This is a genomic window from Emticicia aquatilis, from assembly GCF_014644295.1.
In the GTDB taxonomy this organism is placed as follows: Bacteria; Bacteroidota; Bacteroidia; order Cytophagales; family Spirosomataceae; genus Emticicia; species Emticicia aquatilis.
Map to the genome: position 1 here is coordinate 111,361 of NZ_BMKK01000007.1, position 19,432 is coordinate 130,792.

Genomic DNA, 19,432 nt, shown 5'->3' on the forward strand with positions numbered 1-19,432 from the left:
TTATCCCCCTTTAGGAGTTAGGGGCTTGGGCGGCATTACTGCAATATCAGCCCACCATCTAAAATAATACTCTGACCCGTGATGAAAGATGATTCTTCGGCGGCTAAATATAAAATTGCACTTGCAATTTCTTCGGGCTTACCAAAGCGTTTCATCGGAGTTGCGTGTTGGAGTGCTTCCAAATACGCATCATCGGTGTCTGCTCCTTCGAGCATTGGGGTTTGTGTAAACCCTGGGCAGACTGCATTGATTCTGATGCCATGCTTGGCATATTCTATTCCCGCAGTTTTGGTCATCCCTATCACGGCGTGCTTACTTGCCGAATATGCAATGTGGCCAACCATGCCAAGATGCCCAGCCACTGATGCAATATTGACAATATTTCCGCTGCGTTGAACTATGAAATGCTGAAGTGCCACTTTCATACAGTTCCAAAGACCCTTCACGTTTACGTTGATTACTTTATCAAAATCTTCCTCGGGATATTTATCAGTGCGGATGCGTGGCCCCAAAATCCCAGCCGAATTGACCAAAATATCGAAGCGTCCCAAACGGCTAATTGTTTGCTCAACCATGCGTTGCACATCATCAAGGTCGGTTACGTTTACTCTAATGAAACTTGCTTCTCCGCCAGCTGCTTCTATTTCTTCGACGAGGTCATCGCCCATTTTTTCTGATAAATCAGCAATCATTACTTTTGCACCTTCTTTGGCAAATAGTATTGCTGCTGCTTTGCCAATACCAGAGTTTCCGCCAGTAATGATTACAACTTTGTCTTTAAATCTCATAGGTTGAATGTTAATGAATAATTGATAATGAATAATTAATAATGGAACGTCGCTCGATTGATAATTTTCCATTATCAATTTTCAATTCGCCATTATTTATCTACTTTTTTTCGCAGAAATAAACAATTTCTTCGCTTGGCAAAGAGTAACGCTTCACCAGTTCTTTCGACATTTTCATTACGAAATCGTCTTCTGTTACTGTAAAACCTGCTTTTTCAAGCTCACGACCATAATCACGACCAAAAAGACGTAGGTGGTCATTTTGCCAGAAAACTCGTTCACGTTCACGTGGGTCGGTGATGGTTGGGTCTTCAAAAGTATGTGCTTTTGTCCAATCTTGTGGCGATTGAATAATCGCCCAGCCGTTTGGTTTCAGTACTCTATAAAGTTCCGACATTGCTTTGTGATAATCATCTACATGTTCCATGACGTGATTACAGATTGCCACATCAAAAGTATTAGCTTCAAACGGAATTTGGTGAATATCCATCTTCACTTTTGCCAACGGCGACTCAATATCGGCCGTGATGTATTCCAAATTTTTCATTTCCTCGAAACGGTCAATGAAACAATATTCGGGTGCTACGTGTAATACCTTTAAGTTTTGAGCAGTAAAGAAATTTGTTCGTTGTTTCAAATACAAAGCCATCAAACGGTGGCGTTCGAGAGCTAAACAATTAGGGCAAAGTGCATTTGGACGAGAAACCAAACGACCATAAGGCATAAACTTCGTAAGCTTTGCATCACAAACTGGGCATTCGACATTATTTCCTTTCAAGAAAAATGTATAGATTTTGAGCGGAATATGACTGAATAATTGAAGGTATTTTCGAGGTATAAATCGGAGTAAAAAACTAATAATTTTTCCCATGAGTAATAGAGTTCTGAGTTCTTATTTCTGAGTTCTGCGTTTTTATTAACCAACAAGTGTTTTGGTGAAACAAGTCAAGTGGTTTATTATCAGCTCATTATCAAGAAAATCAAGTAAGTAACTAATAACGGATAATTGATAATTGTTCTGTTTTTTTCTCAAAATTAGTTATTTTTGTTGTTAGATTTTACACCAATACCAATAAAGATTCAAGAAGATGGAAGTAAAAAAGCAAAAACCACCTGGAAAAAAAATGTTGAAACGAATGAGTCTTTACACCAAATGGCTTTTGTGTGCTATTGGTGGTTTAATCTTAATTGGCTTTGGCCTGAGTATTTTTAGCGAAGCCTCCAATTTAAAGCATACGAATGCTCCGTTTTTGCGTTGGTTTTTGCTCGGGAGTTACAGCCTAATCATGATTAACGCAGGGTTGTGTGTGTTTGGGCAAGCTATTATTTTTAAGGTAAGAATGGAAAACAAAAAGCTTATCAAAAAGGCCTTAAAACAAAGAGAAAAAAACGCAAGAAAGAAGCTAACTATCACAAAATTAGATACTTCGAGAAGTGAATAAGTTAATCTTTTCCGATATACAGCTAATAGCTTCCAAACAAAACCATTGACTTTTGAATAATGGAAAGTTTTTATAGAATTATTTTGAGTATAAATACTTATAATGTGTAAATTTAAATAATTGATTATCAGTATTTTGTGAAAATATAATTAATATATGTAATTTTGTAAAACCAATATGATGAAAGTCGTTTTTACTCAATTTTGCTAAAACCTATAGATGAAACAAACTGATAATGGTACACAAATGCCATTAGCAACTCAAAGAATACGAAAAATTTTAATAGCTGTTGACTTAGAAAAAAACTCAGAAAATCTAATAATGTATTCGGTGGTAGTTACAAAGCGTATTCTTTGCGAATACACCTTATTGTACTGCTATAAAGAAAAAGTATTAGACCCTACGGATGCCGAAAAGGTGAACTTACTTCTAAAAAAAGTAAAAGATGTTCATGGAGTAGAAGTTAAAAGTATTCTGGAACACAGAATTTCTGCCGAACAAATTTCTAATAAAATTGCGGAGTTGCATAGCATAGAAAGTTTTGATACAATCGTTGTCGGAACTTCAAATACCCCAAAATCGTGGAAAATGGGTAGTGTTTCTACGCAAATTTTACGTAAAGTACCTGCTGGTATTTTGGTAGTCCCACCAGAAATTCAGTTAGCGTTTCCGCACAATATTAGTATTTTGGCTGATACTGAGCAGAAAACTGATATAGAGAAATTAACTGCTTTCAACCGATACATATCTCAGTTTAATGTCTTACTGAACTTTGTATTTTTTGTTGATTCAAAAGAATGTTTGGAAGAGAAACAAAAGACAATGAAACAGTATCAAACTTTTTTTGATGCCAATTTTACTTTTAATTTTATCCTACAAGCTACCCGAAATTTAGCAAATTTCTTGTTGAAAATTGAAGAAACGCTGTGCGAGTCAGCCGTAATTGCTTGGAACGAAGACTTTATGGATGTAGAAGCAAATAGTAATTCGTTTCCGTGTAGTCCCAAAATAGCTATTTTTTACTCGAAAAATAGTGAGCCTACCGAAAATGCTTTTCAGCTCGAAACACCACTTAGATAAACAAAAAAAGAGATACTCGCCGAGTATCTCTTTTTTTGTTCGATAATCGAACTACAAAAATTATTTTGTAAATTCTGCTTTCAATGCCTCGATATCAACACGTTTAACATCTAATTTCAAAGATAAACGTTTGATTGTTGCTACTCTATTTTTAGCTACTGCTTGGTTTCTTTTCGCTTTACGCTTTAACTGTGTTACTGCCATTGTATTATGTATTTTAGACCCTAAAACCCATTTACTAATGGAGAATCAGAGCATAGTAAAAAATTTTTGGAATATCTAAAGTCCCTTTTTGAGGGGCTTGGGGCAAAATTAGGGTACAAAGTTACGAAAATCAATTAACATTTAATAATTAACAATGACTTTTTTAAGCTAATTTTGTGCTTCGTAAAAATAATTATCTAAAAACTCCGTCTGCACCGCAAGTTACGCACCTCGGGTCTGACGGTATTTCTGAGATACACGCTCTTAGAAAATACTAAAAAAATAAAATGAGTAAACCAAGTTTAGCAAGAGGAACAAGAGATTTTGGACCATCGGTAATGGTCAAGCGAAATTATATTTTTGATACAATTAAGCGTACTTTTCAGAAATTCGGTTTTCAACCAATCGAAACTCCAACTATCGAAAACCTTTCGGTTTTGATGGGAAAATACGGCGATGAGGGTGACCAACTTTTATTCAAAATCTTAAATTCGGGTGATTTTTTGCATCACAAGGGCGTGCGTATAATAAACGATGAGGATTTAGATAAAGGAGAAAAACATATTCTGAAAAAAATCTCAGAAAAAGGTCTGCGTTATGACCTGACGGTTCCGTTTGCTCGTTTTGTGGTCATGAACCGCAACGACTTGGTGATGCCATTCAAACGTTATCAGATTCAACCTGTTTGGCGTGCCGACCGCCCTCAAAAAGGCCGTTATCGTGAGTTTTATCAATGCGATGCTGATGTTGTGGGTACTGATTCATTGATTTGCGAAGCCGAAATCGTGTTGATGTTGCAGGAGATTTTGCAAAATTTGGGCATCAAAGACTTTACTATTAAAATCAATAACCGAAAAATCTTATCGGGTATTGCCGAAGTAATCGGTGTAAAAGGCAGTGAAGTACCGCTAACGGTTGCGATTGACAAATTGGATAAAATTGGGAAAGAAAAAGTAGAAGACGAACTCCGTGAACGTGGTTTTTCAGAAGAGTCTATTGAGAAATTACAGCCGATATTTGAAATACAAGGAGCTGATAGCCAAGTATTTGATAAACTAAAGGCTTGGTTGAAAGATTCTGAAACTGGTTTGAAAGGTATCGAAGAATTGGAAAAAGTTTGGTCATTGGTGCAAAGTTTTGGTTTAGAAAATGCCAATACACAACTTGATATTACGCTCGCTCGTGGACTCAGCTATTATACAGGAGCAATTTTTGAAGTAAAAGCCAATGGTGTACAGATTGGAAGTATTTCGGGCGGAGGTCGTTATGATAATCTAACAGGAACTTTCGGAATGCCGGGGCTTTCGGGAGTTGGTATTTCGTTGGGAGTTGACCGTATTTTTGATGTGATGGAAGAATTAGGTTTATTCGTTGAAAATCAATCAGTTACGACAAAAGTTTTACTGACAAATTTTGATGCAGAAGCCGAAAAGTATTCTTTGCCAATCCTAAAAAAGTTGCGTGATGCTGGCATTAATGCTGAAATTTATCCAGAATCGGCAAAAATCAAAAAGCAGTTTGATTACGCTAATCGCAAGAATATTCCGTTTGTAATCGTTGTAGGTTCGGAAGAAATGCAATCGGGCGAACTGACATTCAAAAATATGACTTTGGGCGAGCAGGAAAAACTGTCTATCGAACAAATAATTAGTCGATTGGTATAGTTTCTGAAAATATCTATATTTGATAAAAATATTGAATTATGGTAGCATTAACCGAAAAAGACCTTCCTAAGAGTGACTCGATGGACTGGCAAGAAATTGAAAGCCAATTAGCTGAAATCGGTGTGCCATTTCTTCCTCTATCTTGGGAGGATGAATTTTTAATGGCAGAAAACCTCCAAAATTATTTTGCGGAAGTGATTGCTCGAATGAGCCATGTTTGTCGAGAAGTAGCAGGACTTTCGCAGAAAGAAATAGAAGATTTGAAGGCAAAGAAAATCAACTGGATAACTTTGAGAAATGAATATCGTCGACTTAGTTTATCAGAACGACAAAATATTTTACTCAAGTTAATGCAAGAAAATAAACATCTCTCTGAAAAATATGCTTATTGAGATTACTGATGAGAAATCTGAAGAAATATTTAACGATATTCTTTTTGATTTTACTTTTGCTAAAACTACACAAACAAAACCTTTGGGAATTATACTTGGAGGACAACCAGGGGCAGGGAAATCTTATTTGGTTAAGGAAGTTGAAGACGAGTTTCAAAAAGACTTTATCTTTATCAGTACTGATGACCTCCGACTTTATCATCCTGCTTATGCTGCTCTCCAACAAAATCCCGAAACATTTCAAAATGCTGCTAATCTCGTAAATCCGTACGCTTCAGCTTGGACAGAACGCTTAATAAAACACTGTATCGAAAACAAATTCAATCTCATAATTGATAGTACACTGGGTGGAAACATCAATGCGGTTTATCAAACCGTTGATATGCTGCGAGAAAATGATTTTTCTTTCCATCTAAGGCTCATGGCTGTGCCTGCACTCATCAGTAAATTGAGTATTTTCTTGCGTTACGAATCTCAATTAAAAGAAAAAGGCTTTGCCCGATGGACACGCATGGAAGACCACGATGATAGATTTGAGAAAATTCCGAGTGTTATCGAGCAAATATTTGCTACAAAGCCACCCGACACGGCACGTTTCTATCAAAGAGTTTTATCAGAAAATTCAACAATCTCCTTAAAGTCTTCTCAAGTTTTTTTCTTAGATAACAATGCCTTTCCTACCTTTGCATTTCTAAAAGAATTCAACTCATTCCGAAATCAATTAGATGAAAATCATGTAGTGTTTATTAGTTATACCATAAGCACCGTACATAATTTCATACAACTACGAAAGGGAAGTCTGGCGGAACTTAAAGCAACCATCATTCAAGAATCCGATAAGCTTTCGGGTAAACTGAAAAAGAAAATTTTGAAAACTATTACAAATTTTTAATTACAAAATGTTAAAAAACAGAAAATTCATTGCCTACGCATTAGTAGTTGTCACTACCGTTGCGGCTACATTATCCTTTTATTTTTGGCAAGTCGCCAATAGTGCCAACCTGAATGTCGAGGGCAAAAAAGACTTCGTTTTGTATATCCCAACTGGTGGAACTTACAAAAACGTTGTTGATTCATTGCATAAACATAAAGTAATTCATGACGAAATTTCTTTCCAATTTCTCTCAAAATTCATGGATTACCCCGAAAAAGTAAAGGCTGGACGCTACATCATCAAACCAAACTCAGGCAACCGTGAAGTAATCGGAAAACTACGCCGAGGCGAGCAAGATGAAGTTCGTTTGACATTCAACAATGTACGCTTAAAATCAGATTTGATTAAGAAAATGGGCGGACGTTTTGAATTTAAAACCGAAGAATTGGTCGATTTATTACGTAACCCAGAGGCTTGTCAGAAATACGGTTTCGATACCACTACTATTATGTGCATGTTTTTGCCGAATACTTATTTTATCAGATGGACAACCACACCTGAGAAGTTTATGGCAAGAATGCACGACGAATACAATAAATATTGGACAAGCGAACGCCTTTCTCAAGCAAAATCTATTAATATGACACCGATTCAGGTGGCGGTTTTGGCGTCAATCGTGCAATCGGAAACGAATAAAGTTGACGAAATGCCAAGAGTAGCGGGAGCATATATCAACCGTTTGGCGGCAAATATGCCATTGCAAGCTGACCCGACTGTTAAATTTGCTGTTGGTGATTTTTCATTACGTCGTATTCTTTACAAGCATTTAGCCGTAAATTCCCCTTACAATACTTATAAAAATACAGGTCTGCCTCCTGGCCCAATTGCATTGCCAGAGCCAGTGGCTTTAAATGCTGTTTTGAACTACGAACGCCATAAATACGTGTATTTCTGTGCAAAAGAAGATTTTTCGGGCTATCATAATTTTGCCGAAACTTTCGAAGAACACACAAATAACGCCCGTATTTTCCAAGAAGCACTCGATAAAGCGAATATTAAATAATCTTTCTTAGACAGTTTTCAGTAAGCAATCTTCAAAAGAATAATTTCTTACCAAAAAAGCGAAGTAAACATCAGATTACTTCGCTTTTTTGTATGTTTGTACCAAACAAACTATAAAACTACCCTATGAAAATTATTTTCAAAAATCTACTTCTAAGTTCTCTATCATTTGCAACGTTTCAGCTTTTCGCACAGAAAAAAACGGCCGACCTCATTGTGCATAATGCGGTGGTTTACACCGTCGATAATCAATTTGCAAAAGCCGAGGCATTTGCCATCAAAGGTGGGAAATTTCTCGAAACTGGCACTTCAAAAAGTATTTTGGCTAAATACACTGCCAAACAAAAAATTGATGCCAAAGGCAAACCCGTTTTCCCAGGTTTGTATGACCCCCACAGTCATTTTTTAGGGCTTGGACAAATGCTTAGTCAGTGCGATTTGGTTGATACAAAGTCTTACACCGAAATCATCGAACGCTTACAGAAATTTGAAGCCCAGCACAAAGGCGATAGATGGTTGATTGGCCGTGGCTGGGACCAAAACGATTGGGATGTAAAAGTTTTTCCGACCAAAGAATTACTTGATAAAGCTTTCCCGAATAAACCTGTTTTCTTGACTCGTATTGATGGTCATGCGGCAGTGGTCAATTCAAAAGCGATTGAATTGGCAAAAATTTCGCCTGCAAGTAAGGTAAATGGGGGTGATGTGGAAGTAATTGATGGCCAATTGACTGGAATATTAGTCGACAATGCCATGGGTTTGGTGCGTAGAGTTATCCCGCAAGCTACCGAAGAAGATAAACGAAAAATGCTTTTGGCCGCTCAGAAAGAGTGTTTTAAACTCGGCCTTACAACAGTTTCAGATGCGGGCTTAAATCAAGACGACATTGATTTGATTGATAAAATGAACAAAGAAGGTTCGTTGAAAATCCGTAATTATGTAATGGTTTCGCTCGGAATCAGAAACCTTGATTATTTTATCAAGAAAGGCGTTTACAAAACCGACCGCCTCAATGTGCGTTCATTTAAATTATACGCCGATGGTGCTTTGGGCTCACGAGGTGCTTGTTTGCTCAAACCATACAGCGACGAACCTTCAAAAACTGGCTTTTTGTTGTTGAGTGCAGCTGAGTTAGAGCGTAGCCTTACACAAATCTACAATTCAGGTTTTCAGGCAAATACCCACTGTATTGGCGACTCAGCCAATCGTTTGATTTTGGATATTTATGGTAAATTATTAAAAACCAAAAACGACCGCCGTTGGAGAATCGAACACGCACAAGTGGTTGATAAACAGGATGTTCCGAAATTTGGTAAATACTCAATTATTCCTTCGATTCAGGCTACGCACGCTACATCGGATATGTATTGGGCTGACGAACGTTTGGGCGATGTACGTGTAAAAACTGCTTATGCTTTTCAAGATTTATTGAAGCAAAATGGCTTTTTGGCCAATGGTAGCGATTTTCCTGTTGAATTTGTAAATCCTTTATATGGTTTTCACTCGGCAGTAGCCCGTCAAGATGCTAAGAATTTCCCCGAAGGAGGTTTTCAGATGGAAAATGCACTTACTCGTGAGCAAGCCCTAAAAGCCATGACGATTTGGAGTGCCTACGCCAACTTTGAAGAAAAAGAACGTGGCAGTATTGAAGCAGGAAAAATGGCAGATTTTGTAATTTTAGAAGACGACTTGATGCTCGCTCCGAAAGAAAAATTGAGAAATGTAAAGGTTCTGAATACATTTGTCGGAGGAGAGAAGGTTCATTAAGCCTTTTTGAAATACCCGTGGCACGAATTTTTAGTCAATATTATCAACGTATTGAAATACATTTGGGTTACGGGTATTTTTTAGCATATAGTATTTTACTACGCCATTCAACCGAATAATTGTAAAATTCTAAAAGCTACACAATGAAACCAGTAAACACCGCACGTAAGATTCTGCTCCGAGTTCTCTACGGCTTTATATTTTTCAGTATCGTAGTAACTTTGATAGGTATTTGGGGCTTAAAACCTTTGTTGTCAAGCCGAATCAAAGAAGCAATTCTGACTTCTACCAATGGTTTATATCAAATAGACTTCAAAGGTATTCAGTATAGCCCAATGACAGGCAATGCTGAAATCAGAGCTGTAACTTGGATGGCTGACTCGATGTTGTTTGATAAGCTAAGAAATGAAGAAAAACTCCCCAACAATGTTTTTAAGTGTGAAATCGAAAAAATAAAATTGACAGGACTAAAGCCGTGGACTATCATTTTTTCAAAAAAACTAAATATTAGTACAATCTCCGTCGAAAATCCATTCATTGAAATTCTTCACGAAAAACACGCATACAATAATTCCAATAAAGCCAAAACTCCTTATCAGGCAATTTCAAGATTTGTTGAATCTTTTTCGGTTGATAAAATAAATCTCGAAAATATTAGTTTGACCTACACCAATTTATCAAAATCAAAACGGACAAAAAGTAGTAGAATCGCCAGCCTTGATTTAGAGGTTTCCAATTTGTTGATAGACTCACTTTCTCACAAAGACACCGCACGTTTTTATTATTCAAAAGAGTGTATCGTAAGACTAAAAAAGCTCGAATTTCCATCGGCTGATTCGCTCAACACATTTCGGCTTAATACTTTAGAGTTTTCGAGCGAGAATCGTACTTTAACCATTCAAAAGTTAGCATTAGAGCCACATTACAAACCTTTTGAGTACGGCAATCGCTCAAATGGCAATGATAGGGTAGAAGTACTCTGCGAAGCCATCAAAGTCTCGAACATAGATTTAGAAAAACTACTCGATGAAAAGAAAATTTACGCCAAAGAATTAAGCATAGATAAAGGAAGATTAAATGTTTTTTCAGATGAACGCCCATTTATACGTCCTGCCAAAATCAACTATCGACTTTATCCGCATCAGGCTTTTGCTCAGCTTAATTTAAAGTTTAATATTCAAAAAATAAGTCTCCAACAAATTAATATTACGTTTTCGCAGTACAACCCCGAAACACGCTTGACTGGATATTTATATTTCAATAATATCAAGGGCAAACTTCTCAATGTCACAAACGATACATTGCCTTTGCAACAAAATCCAATCTGCGAAGCATATTTATCAACGAGGTTTATGAAGAAAAATCCTGTAAATTTGACTTTCAATTTTAATCTAAAAGACCCTAAGGGAGCTTTCAGATGTAAGGGAGAGGTTTCGCCAATGCCCTTATCTGACCTTAATCAAGTGACTAATGCTTTGGCAAAAGCAAAAGTTGATTCTGGTATTCTTGATAGTTTTTCGTTTAATTTACAAGGCGATAAATATGGTTTACGAGGCCCTGTCACATTTTTGTATCATGACCTAAAAGTAAGTTTGATGAAAGAGCAAGAAAAGACCAAAGTCATGAAAATAAAGAAACTTTTGTCGTTTTTTGCCAATAAAAGTGTTTTGAAGAGCAGCAATCCAATAAGAAATAAGCCAGTAAAAACAGTAGCCGTTAATTTCCAACGTAACCCCAAAAAAGGATTTTTCACCACATTTTGGCAGGCCCTACTCGAAGGTATCAGAGGAACTGTTATGTGATTTTTAAATATTTAATCGAAAATTTATGATAAATGTACTTTTCGTCTGCCTCGGTAATATTTGTCGCTCTCCGATAGCCGAAGCTACTTTCCGTGAATTAGTAAAAAAACGTGGTTTACAAGATAAAATCTCTTGTGATTCGGCTGGTACAGCTGGCTATCACATTGGGCAATTGCCCGACCAACGTACCATAAAAAACGCCGAAAAACATGGCCTAAAGCTCACCCATCGTGGGCGTAAACTTTCGGTAGCAGATTTAGATGCTTTCGACCATATCGTAGTCATGGACGAAGCAAATTTCAAAGATGTGAATGATTTGTATTACAAAACTAAACACAAAACGCCATCGGCGGATAAACTCTTCTTACTCCGTGACCACGACCCTGAAACTCGTGGAATCAAAGAAGTACCAGACCCATATTACGAGTCAGAACCATTCTTCGAGGATGTTTACCAAATCGTTTGGAGAAGTAATGAGGCTCTGCTCGATTATTTGATTGAAAAACATCAAATCGTAAAAACAGAGGAGTAATGAATCTCTATCAAGAAATTCTTCGAGAACATTCTAAAGCCAACGTCAAGAAAATCACCGACTATATTGGCAGCGACGAAGACCGTTTCGCCGAACTGATGCAGATTTTCTTGAAAGGAGATTACCGCACCACGCAGCGTTCGTCATGGATGGTAAGCGAGTGTGCCGAGCAGTATCCGTTCTTGATAAAACCATATTTCCGAAACTTACTTGATAAACTGCACGAACCCGAAATTCATGGGGCTGTCAGACGAAACATTGTTAGAGTCTGGCAATTTGTAGAAATCCCCGAAGAGTTTATGGGTGAAGTTTATGATATTTGTTTTCGTTATCTAACTGATAATGAAGCTATTGCTGTGGTTGCATTCTCGATGACTGTTTGCTTCAGAATCACTCAATATTTTCCCGAACTAAAAACCGAACTGCAAGTAACAATCGAAGATTTATTGCTCAAACACCAAGATTGTTCGGCAGGAATAAATAGCAGAGGAAAGAAAGTTTTAGCCGAATTGAAAAAAAAATGAGTAAATTTGGGGAATCAATTAACCAAAGAATTCATTCCAATTCGTATGCTTCACGAGCCTCCTCATACGATTCGTTTTAATAAAATTCCTCTCTGGAGGCAAGGGGTTTAACTTATGAACAAAAAAGTAGCTTTAATCATCCTTGATGGATGGGGAATTCCTAAAAAAGGAGAAGAGTGGCGTTCGGCAATCGAAGCAGCCAATGTGCCATATTTCAGAAAACTCATGAGCGAATACCCCAATAGTACGCTTGAGGCTTGCGGTCGTGCCGTAGGTTTACCAAACGGACAAATGGGTAACTCAGAAGTTGGTCACATGAATTTGGGGGCTGGCCGAGTAGTTTATCAAGAATTAGAAAAAATCAATATAGCGGTCGAAGAAGGTAAATTGGCAAAAGAGCCAGTGCTTGTCGATGCTTTTGAATATGCCAAAACCAATGGCAAGAAAGTACACTTTATCGGTTTGGTGTCGGATGGTGGTGTTCACTCACACATTGACCACGTAAAAGGTCTTGCCAAAGCCGCTGGTGATTATGGTTTGACCGATGTTTTCGTACATGCCTTTACTGATGGCCGTGACTGCGACCCAAAAAGTGGAAAAGGTTTCTTGGCTGAGCTTCAAGCAACACTTGAGCAAACAGGTGGTAAATTGGCTTCGGTAACGGGCCGCTATTACGCAATGGACCGAGATAAGCGTTGGGAGCGTGTAAAAATGACTTACGATGCCATGGTGAATGGTATTGCGGCAGTTGACGAAAACGTAGAGGGCTTAGAAGTAAAAATTCAGATTGAAGAATTGCCACAAGTAATTCAAGATTTCTATGACGAAGGCATTACCGATGAGTTTTTGAAACCAATCGTAATCGTAGAAGACGAAAAACCAGTTGCCGTAATCGAAGAGGGGGACGTTGTGATGTGCTTCAATTTCCGTACTGACCGTGGGCGTGAAATTACGGAGGCTTTGACTCAAAAAGACTTCCCAGATTTCGGCATGAAAGCCTTGAATTTGTACTACATAACCATGACAATGTATGACGAAACATACAAAAATGTGAAGGTTATTTACGAAAAAGACAACCTAAATAATACGCTGGGTGAAGTTTTGGAGCGAGCGAAGAAAAAACAAATTCGTATTGCCGAAACCGAAAAATATCCTCACGTAACATTTTTCTTCTCGGGCGGACACGAACAACCATTCGAGGGTGAAAGTCGTTTAATGTGTCCATCTCCAAAAGATGTGGCTACTTATGATTTGAAACCACAAATGGCCGCTTTTGATATTGACAATGCCATTTTACCCGAACTCGAAAAAGGTGAAGTAGATTTTATCTGCTTAAACTTTGCTAACCCAGATATGGTTGGTCATACGGGCGTTTTCTCGGCAGTTGTTGAGGCCGTAGAAGCAGTTGATAAATGCCTTGAGCAAGTGGTAGAAACTGGTTTGAAAAATGGTTATACATTTATTGTAATTGCCGACCACGGTAATGCTGATTATATGATTAACGATGACAAAACGCCAAATACTCAACACTCGCTTAATCTTGTACCGTGTATTATTGTTGACAAAACTGACAATTTTGAGGTAAAAGATGGTAAATTGGGTGATATTGCCCCTACGATTCTGACATTGATGGGCGTGGAAATTCCAAAAGAAATGACTGGAAACGTTTTGATTTAAAATTACCCAAAACGGAAGACTTCGCTTTAAGCGAAGTCTTCCGTAAACACCAAATAACAAAAATCCCCCTTGAGTTTGCTCTTGGGGGATTTTTGTTATATTCTGTTGACCGTCGTCAGTTGACTGTGGTCTTAAAATTATGCGTAAACCGTTTCAGCAACTTTGTTGAATTCTTCAACATTTACTGATGATTTCTCAACCGTAACGTTTGCTTTCAAGAACTCACGTACTTTCTTGCCAAATGCACGGTCAGTATAACGACGAACAGCATTATCTTTGTTTTCTTTCAAAGTTTTACGAGCCATTTGGTCAATCATTTCGTCCAAACCTTCGTAAGAGTAGGCTCCGAAATAATTTCTCATTTCAGCTTTTACTTCTTCCAAAATATCAGCAAATTCTAATTTGATTTCGTTGTTTGAAGCAACTTCATTACGAATCAAATCCATACGTAAGCCTTTAGCAAAGGCAGCGTAGTCTTTCTCGATATCTTCTTCAGTAAATTTACCTTCGTTGATATTGAACAACCATTTTTTTAAGAATTCGTCAGGAAGTTCGATTGAGATATTATCTAAAAGTGTTTTTTCAACTTCAAAATCTAATAAATATTCACTTTCACGAGCGTAGTTTTCGCCAATGATTTTCGCAATTTCAGCTCTAAATTCTTCTTCGTTGCTTACTTTACCTTGTCCAAGAGCTTTATCGAACAATTCTTGGTCGATATCTGCTGCACCAACACGAGTAATTTTCTCAACTGTCAATTCAAACTCACCGCTCAATGCTGCCGCTTCTTCTTCAGTTTTACCAGTAGCAAAACCTAAATCTTTTGTGTTCGTGAAAATTGATTGAATATCAAATTTCACGCTACTTCCTTTTTCTAAACCTTTGAAAATGTGAGCCGATTCTTCTTTCACACGGTCAGTTGGGATAGTGGCATCTTTTACTTCAAATTCCGAAGACTCTTGTTTCAAAGTACCAAAAATCATATCGCCAGCTTCTACTTCTTCAACCTCAGCATCTTTTCCGAAACGCTTACGCACATCTTCGATTGCCTCATTGATTTTATCTTCCGAAACCGCAATATCATAAGTTTTGATAGCTGGAATCTTCGATAAATCTACCGTGAAGTCAGAAGCAGTACCAATTTGGTATTCAAAAGTAAAATCTTTTTGGTTGTCCCAGTCGATGTTCTGTGCAGCTTCATTATCTGGCATTGGGTCGCCAACAACACGTAATTTGTTTGTAGAAATATAATCATTCACAGTTTTAGATACCATGTTGATTACCTCATCAACTAAGATACTTTTACCGTGTAATTTTTGGATATATTCTTTTGGCACCATGCCAGGGCGGAAGCCTTTTATTTGAGCAGTTTTGCTGTATTGTTTGATTTTTTTATCAACCTCTGGCTTGTAGTCAGCCTCTGTGAGTGTTACTTTCAATCTGCCTTCGGTAGAAGAAATTCTATCTAATGTAGTTTCCATTGAGGATTATTTTTGATTTTGTAGCTCGTAGCATTTAGCTATTAGCTTTTAGCTTTGAAAAAACAAGAATTTTTACTTTGCAAGCATTTAGTGGTTAACTATTTAGTCGTTAGCTTTTTATTGAGAATCTTAAAAAGTGTTTTTAAAAAACAAACTATAATTCTGAAGTAAGCTAATCGCTAAAAGCTAACTGCTAAAACTTAAAAAACCCCCTAACCAAGCAAGGTTCAGAGGGTTTTTTCGTACGGGCGAAGGGACTCGAACCCCCACGCCTTGCGGCACCAGATCCTAAGTCTGGCACGTCTACCAATTTCGCCACGCCCGCATTTTCCAGTCTGGCAATTGTCGGAAAAACAACTTGTTTTTCGAGACGTTTCTTGTCATTTGGGCTGCAAAGGTAATGAGTTTTTTTGATTGTGTCAACCTAAAACTAAAAAATATTTTATAAATTTTATCTAAATAATCTTTGTCACGCAAAAGAAGCGTTTCGGAAGATGAATCGTAGAAAATAATTTGTTCCTAAAAACCGATTTGTTAACTTAGTGTTACGAAAATACAACAAAACAAAATAAAGGAGGGTCGCAGTGATAGAGCAAGAAGGAAGCAGTATAATGGAAGTTAGTCAGCAAGGGGCAATGATTGATTTAGAAAAAGAACGCAATGAAATACTGGCAAGGTATCGACGATTATTTCGGGCAGCAAAACCAGTTTTAAAAGGTGAAGATGCCAAGCAAATAAAAAAAGCTTTTACGATTTCGATGGAGGCTCATAAAGATATGCGACGAAAGTCGGGTGAGCCTTATATATTTCATCCGCTTGAAGTTGCCCAAATTTGTGTCGAAGAGATTGGCCTCGGTGCTACTTCTATCATTTGTGCTTTGCTGCACGATGTGGTCGAAGATACCGATATGACATTGAAAGATATTGAGCGAGAATTCGGCCCGAAAGTAGCTCGTATCATTGATGGTTTGACTAAAATTGGAGGTAATTTTGAGCAAGGTACATCGGCACAAGCCGAGAATTTTAGAAAAATGCTACTTACACTTTCGGAAGATGTAAGGGTGATTTTGATAAAACTCGCCGACCGTCTGCATAATATGCGTACGCTCGGAAGCATGGCTCGTAATTCACAGCTTAAAATTGCTCACGAAACAATATTTATATATGCACCTTTGGCTCACCGCTTAGGTTTATATAAAATCAAGTCCGAACTCGAAGATTTGTATCTCAAATATACCGAGCCAGACATATATAAAGATATAGCTAATAAGCTAAAAACCACCAAAGCTACTCGTGACCGTTTCATCGAGAACTTCATAAAGCCGATTCAGAAAAAACTCAATGATGCGGGTATCAATTTCCTAATTAAGGGTCGTCCGAAGCACATTTATTCAATCTGGAATAAAGTAAAAACGCACAAAACTGCGTTTGAGGATATTTTTGATTTGTTTGCTATCCGAATTATTCTCCAAGATGTTCAGCCCGAAAAAGAAAAATCGGCGTGTTGGCAGGCATATTCTATTGTTACTGACGAGTATAAACCCAATCCTGACCGTTTGAAAGACTGGATTTCGATTCCCAAAGCCAATGGATATGAATCGCTGCACACAACCGTAATGAGCCATACTGGCCAGTGGGTTGAGGTGCAGATTCGTACCGAACGCATGGACGAAATTTCGGAACGTGGTTATGCCGCCCACTTTAAGTATAAAGGAAATGATACTTCGATGGATGCTCCGCTTGACCGCTGGATAAATCAAGTGCGTGAAACATTGGAGTCGGGCGATAAATCAGCGATTGAGTTTTTGGAGGATTTTCGTGGAAATTTCTATAACGAAGAAGTATTTGTTTTTACGCCTAAAGGAGATTTGAAGGTTTTGCGTAAAGGTGCTACGATTCTGGACTTTGCCTTTGAAATTCATACTGATATTGGTAGAAAATGTACGGCAGGAAAAGTAAACGGCCAGTTAGTACCGATTAGTTATGTGATGCAAAACGGCGACCAAATCGAGATTCTGACTACTAAAAATCAGAAGCCTTCGGAAGATTGGTTGAGGTTCGTTACGACCTCTAAAGCCAAAGCACGTATCAAAGACTTACTGAAGGAAGAAAACAAAGTTTATTTCAGTGACGGAAAAGATATTATTGCAAAGAAATTTAAGATTTTAGGCATTGAAAATAACCTCGAAACGCTGAATCAGCTTCGGGCATATTTCAACAAAAAAGACTACAACGATTTATATTATAGTTTCGGTAAAGGCTATATTCAGCCCGATGAAATTAAGAAATTTAAAGCTGACCGTGATGCCCGAATCAATAAACAAGCAAAGATTGAGCTTGATAATAAAGCCTTTATTGATGCCAAGAGTTTTGAGAAAGAATTTAAGAAAGTAAAGGGAGTTGATACGCTTTTTATTGGAGATGATTTGCAAGAAATTGATTTTACATTGGCAAAGTGTTGTAGCCCGATTCCGGGTGATGATGTTTTTGGTTTTTTGACCGTCAATGAAGGTATCAAAATCCATCGAAATTCTTGTCCGAATGCTCAACAGCTGCTTTCACAATACGGCAATCGGGTTATTAAAGCACGTTGGTCGTCGCAAGTGGCTAAAGCCTTCGTTGCCAGTATTCATCTCGATGGACTTGACCGTATGGGAATGATTCAAGATATATCTAAAGTTATCTCAAGCGAACTACATATCAATATGCGTTCTTTGGCAGTTGATACAAATGATGGTATATTTACGGGAGATATCAAACTCTACGTACAAGATACTCGACATTTAGAAACACTTATGCAAAAACTAAATGGTATAGAAGGCATGAATAAGGTAACGAGAGTTGATGTTGAATAACCCCGAAAATTATAACAATGGCTTAACATTAGATTAAGCACTTTCGTATCAAGAGGTATGAGAAGAAAAAACATTTTTGTCTTGATAGCCTTGTGTATGAGTTGTATGCAGGTTTTTGCTCAAAAACAAGATACTCTTTATGCCAAAAGAGTTTTTCTTTCGACCCATATTTATGATGATAGTGTAAAATTATCTAATCGAAAAGTGACAGAATTGTTTAAGGATACGTGGGCTCCTAAAATAAAATATAAGTGGTCAAAAGCCCTAAAACCTGTTGGAGCATTGGTGGCTATGGGAGGAATTGGACTTACAAGTTATGCTATCAAAGGAACGAGTTTTATTACAACAATTGAAGGCAAACAAATTAATTATAGAATGATAAGTTTGACTCAACTTTCGGTTGGAGTAGGTATGTTTGTGATTGGTTGCAGTGTGATAGCTTCTTCTAACCAACTTGCCCGACATTCGGTTGATATCTATAATTCGATGCTCAAAGCGAGCCAGAAAACCAATGCGATTAATAAAATCCAGTTTGGGTTAACCGAGAGTAATGCTATTGGATTTTCAGTTTTACTAAAATAAACTATCGAAGTATTTTTCTTTGATAAAAAATATGAATGTATTGTTTTTGTAGCTTATAGAAGCAATACACACTTTCTAAATTTATTATATCTCTAATGAAGTACAGCGTCTTTATTTTATTAATTATATGTGGTAGTTTTTTTGATGGTTTTGCTCAGAAACCAGATACACTTTATGCCAAACGGGTATTTCTGGCTACACATATTTATAAAGATGGGATAAAACTTTCGAGTGGGAAACTCACGAAAATATTTAGCAATACCGAACAGTCCAAAATTAAATATCAGTGGTCAAATATCCTAAAACCAATCGGGCCAGTAGTTGCTGTTGGAGGTGTTGGGTTAGCGTATGTAGCCCTTAAAGGCGTAGATGCCACTGCAATAGTTGATGGAGAGCCAGTAGATTATAAAATCAGAAGTTTACCTAAATTACTGATAGGTTTAAGTTTAGTCGTGGGTGGTTTGAGTATGGTTGAATCATCTAACGAACTTGCCCAACATGCCGTTGATATTTATAACGCCAAGCTAAAGTCAAATCCAAAAACCAGCTATATAAATAAAATTCAATTCGGTTTAACCGAAACCAATGGCATTGGCTTCTCGATTTCCTTAAAATAACTTTACATATTCTTTAAATATAAGTTTATATATAAATTGCAATATTTTTGCTATTTTTGCGGCCCGCTTAGACAAATTTTATGTAAACC

18 protein-coding genes and 1 tRNA gene are annotated in these 19,432 nt (G+C 37.4%); 14 read left to right on the forward strand and 5 right to left on the reverse strand.

Translation table 11 applies throughout. The annotated features are described in order from the left end of the window. Window positions 1-35 precede the first annotated feature (35 nt). Both IEX65_RS17530 and IEX65_RS17535 read right to left on the reverse strand, forming a co-directional pair. Window positions 36-788, reverse strand: a complete 753-nt coding sequence (locus IEX65_RS17530; protein WP_188767773.1) for an SDR family NAD(P)-dependent oxidoreductase — start codon at window positions 786-788, stop codon at window positions 36-38. 100 nt (window positions 789-888) lie between these two features. Next, window positions 889-1,659 carry a class I SAM-dependent methyltransferase gene (locus IEX65_RS17535; RefSeq protein WP_188767775.1) on the reverse strand — a complete coding sequence of 257 codons (771 nt, stop codon included), beginning with the start codon at window positions 1,657-1,659 and terminating at the stop codon, window positions 889-891. 217 nt (window positions 1,660-1,876) lie between these two features. Between IEX65_RS17535 and IEX65_RS17540 the strand changes: the two genes are divergently transcribed. Together IEX65_RS17540 and IEX65_RS17545 are read left to right on the forward strand one after the other, a co-directional pair. Beyond that, window positions 1,877-2,230, forward strand: a complete 354-nt coding sequence (locus IEX65_RS17540; RefSeq protein ID WP_188767777.1) for a hypothetical protein — start codon at window positions 1,877-1,879, stop codon at window positions 2,228-2,230. Between the two features lie 219 nt (window positions 2,231-2,449). Further along, complete coding sequence (locus IEX65_RS17545) at window positions 2,450-3,310, forward strand: universal stress protein (RefSeq protein ID WP_188767779.1); 861 nt, start codon at window positions 2,450-2,452, stop codon at window positions 3,308-3,310. Between the two features lie 60 nt (window positions 3,311-3,370). Here IEX65_RS17545 and IEX65_RS17550 read toward each other — a convergent pair whose 3' ends face one another. Continuing rightward, window positions 3,371-3,514 carry a hypothetical protein gene (locus IEX65_RS17550; RefSeq protein WP_188767781.1) on the reverse strand — a complete coding sequence of 48 codons (144 nt, stop codon included), beginning with the start codon at window positions 3,512-3,514 and terminating at the stop codon, window positions 3,371-3,373. Between the two features lie 287 nt (window positions 3,515-3,801). Here IEX65_RS17550 and hisS point away from each other — a divergent pair, with 287 nt between their 5' ends. The 9 genes from hisS (at window position 3,802) to gpmI (ending at window position 13,808) form a co-directional block, all read left to right on the forward strand. Continuing rightward, window positions 3,802-5,178, forward strand: coding sequence for a histidine--tRNA ligase (gene hisS, locus IEX65_RS17555; protein WP_188767783.1), 1,377 nt, complete (start codon window positions 3,802-3,804; stop codon window positions 5,176-5,178). A gap of 38 nt (window positions 5,179-5,216) precedes the next feature. Further along, on the forward strand, window positions 5,217-5,570 hold the full coding sequence (locus IEX65_RS17560) for a hypothetical protein (RefSeq protein ID WP_188767785.1): 354 nt from the start codon (window positions 5,217-5,219) through the stop codon (window positions 5,568-5,570). Further along, window positions 5,560-6,462, forward strand: a complete 903-nt coding sequence (locus IEX65_RS17565) for a zeta toxin family protein (protein WP_188767787.1) — start codon at window positions 5,560-5,562, stop codon at window positions 6,460-6,462. The genes IEX65_RS17560 and IEX65_RS17565 overlap by 11 nt, the downstream gene beginning before the upstream one ends. A gap of 7 nt (window positions 6,463-6,469) precedes the next feature. Continuing rightward, a complete protein-coding gene (gene mltG, locus IEX65_RS17570; protein ID WP_188767789.1) occupies window positions 6,470-7,507 on the forward strand; it encodes an endolytic transglycosylase MltG in 1,038 nt (345 codons plus the stop codon). A gap of 125 nt (window positions 7,508-7,632) precedes the next feature. Continuing rightward, window positions 7,633-9,273: an amidohydrolase gene (locus IEX65_RS17575; protein WP_188767791.1), complete on the forward strand. Its 1,641-nt coding sequence runs from the start codon at window positions 7,633-7,635 to the stop codon at window positions 9,271-9,273. A 143-nt stretch (window positions 9,274-9,416) separates the two neighbouring features. Further along, a complete protein-coding gene (locus tag IEX65_RS17580) occupies window positions 9,417-11,075 on the forward strand; it encodes a hypothetical protein (protein WP_188767793.1) in 1,659 nt (552 codons plus the stop codon). A 25-nt stretch (window positions 11,076-11,100) separates the two neighbouring features. Then, on the forward strand, window positions 11,101-11,607 hold the full coding sequence (locus tag IEX65_RS17585) for a low molecular weight protein-tyrosine-phosphatase (protein ID WP_188767795.1): 507 nt from the start codon (window positions 11,101-11,103) through the stop codon (window positions 11,605-11,607). After that, window positions 11,607-12,131, forward strand: a complete 525-nt coding sequence (locus IEX65_RS17590; RefSeq protein ID WP_188767797.1) for a HEAT-like fold family protein — start codon at window positions 11,607-11,609, stop codon at window positions 12,129-12,131. Before IEX65_RS17585 ends, IEX65_RS17590 begins: the two co-directional genes overlap by 1 nt. 114 nt (window positions 12,132-12,245) lie before the next feature. Continuing rightward, window positions 12,246-13,808, forward strand: a complete 1,563-nt coding sequence (gene gpmI / locus IEX65_RS17595; RefSeq protein ID WP_188767799.1) for a 2,3-bisphosphoglycerate-independent phosphoglycerate mutase — start codon at window positions 12,246-12,248, stop codon at window positions 13,806-13,808. A gap of 137 nt (window positions 13,809-13,945) precedes the next feature. Here the strand turns inward: gpmI and IEX65_RS17600 are convergent, their stop codons facing one another. Together IEX65_RS17600 and IEX65_RS17605 are read right to left on the reverse strand one after the other, a co-directional pair. Continuing rightward, the gene (locus IEX65_RS17600) at window positions 13,946-15,289 is read right to left on the reverse strand and encodes a trigger factor (protein WP_188767801.1); all 1,344 of its coding nucleotides are present in this window, start codon (window positions 15,287-15,289) and stop codon (window positions 13,946-13,948) included. A 243-nt stretch (window positions 15,290-15,532) separates the two neighbouring features. Then, window positions 15,533-15,614, reverse strand: a tRNA-Leu gene (locus tag IEX65_RS17605). Between the two features lie 286 nt (window positions 15,615-15,900). Here IEX65_RS17605 and IEX65_RS17610 point away from each other — a divergent pair. The 3 genes from IEX65_RS17610 (at window position 15,901) to IEX65_RS17620 (ending at window position 19,343) form a co-directional block, all read left to right on the forward strand. Further along, a complete protein-coding gene (locus IEX65_RS17610) occupies window positions 15,901-18,144 on the forward strand; it encodes a RelA/SpoT family protein (protein WP_188768052.1) in 2,244 nt (747 codons plus the stop codon). 57 nt (window positions 18,145-18,201) lie between these two features. Next, window positions 18,202-18,726 carry a hypothetical protein gene (locus IEX65_RS17615; RefSeq protein ID WP_188767803.1) on the forward strand — a complete coding sequence of 175 codons (525 nt, stop codon included), beginning with the start codon at window positions 18,202-18,204 and terminating at the stop codon, window positions 18,724-18,726. Window positions 18,727-18,821: 95 nt separating this feature from the next. Further along, complete coding sequence (locus tag IEX65_RS17620) at window positions 18,822-19,343, forward strand: hypothetical protein (RefSeq protein WP_188767805.1); 522 nt, start codon at window positions 18,822-18,824, stop codon at window positions 19,341-19,343. Window positions 19,344-19,432: the final 89 nt, after the last annotated feature.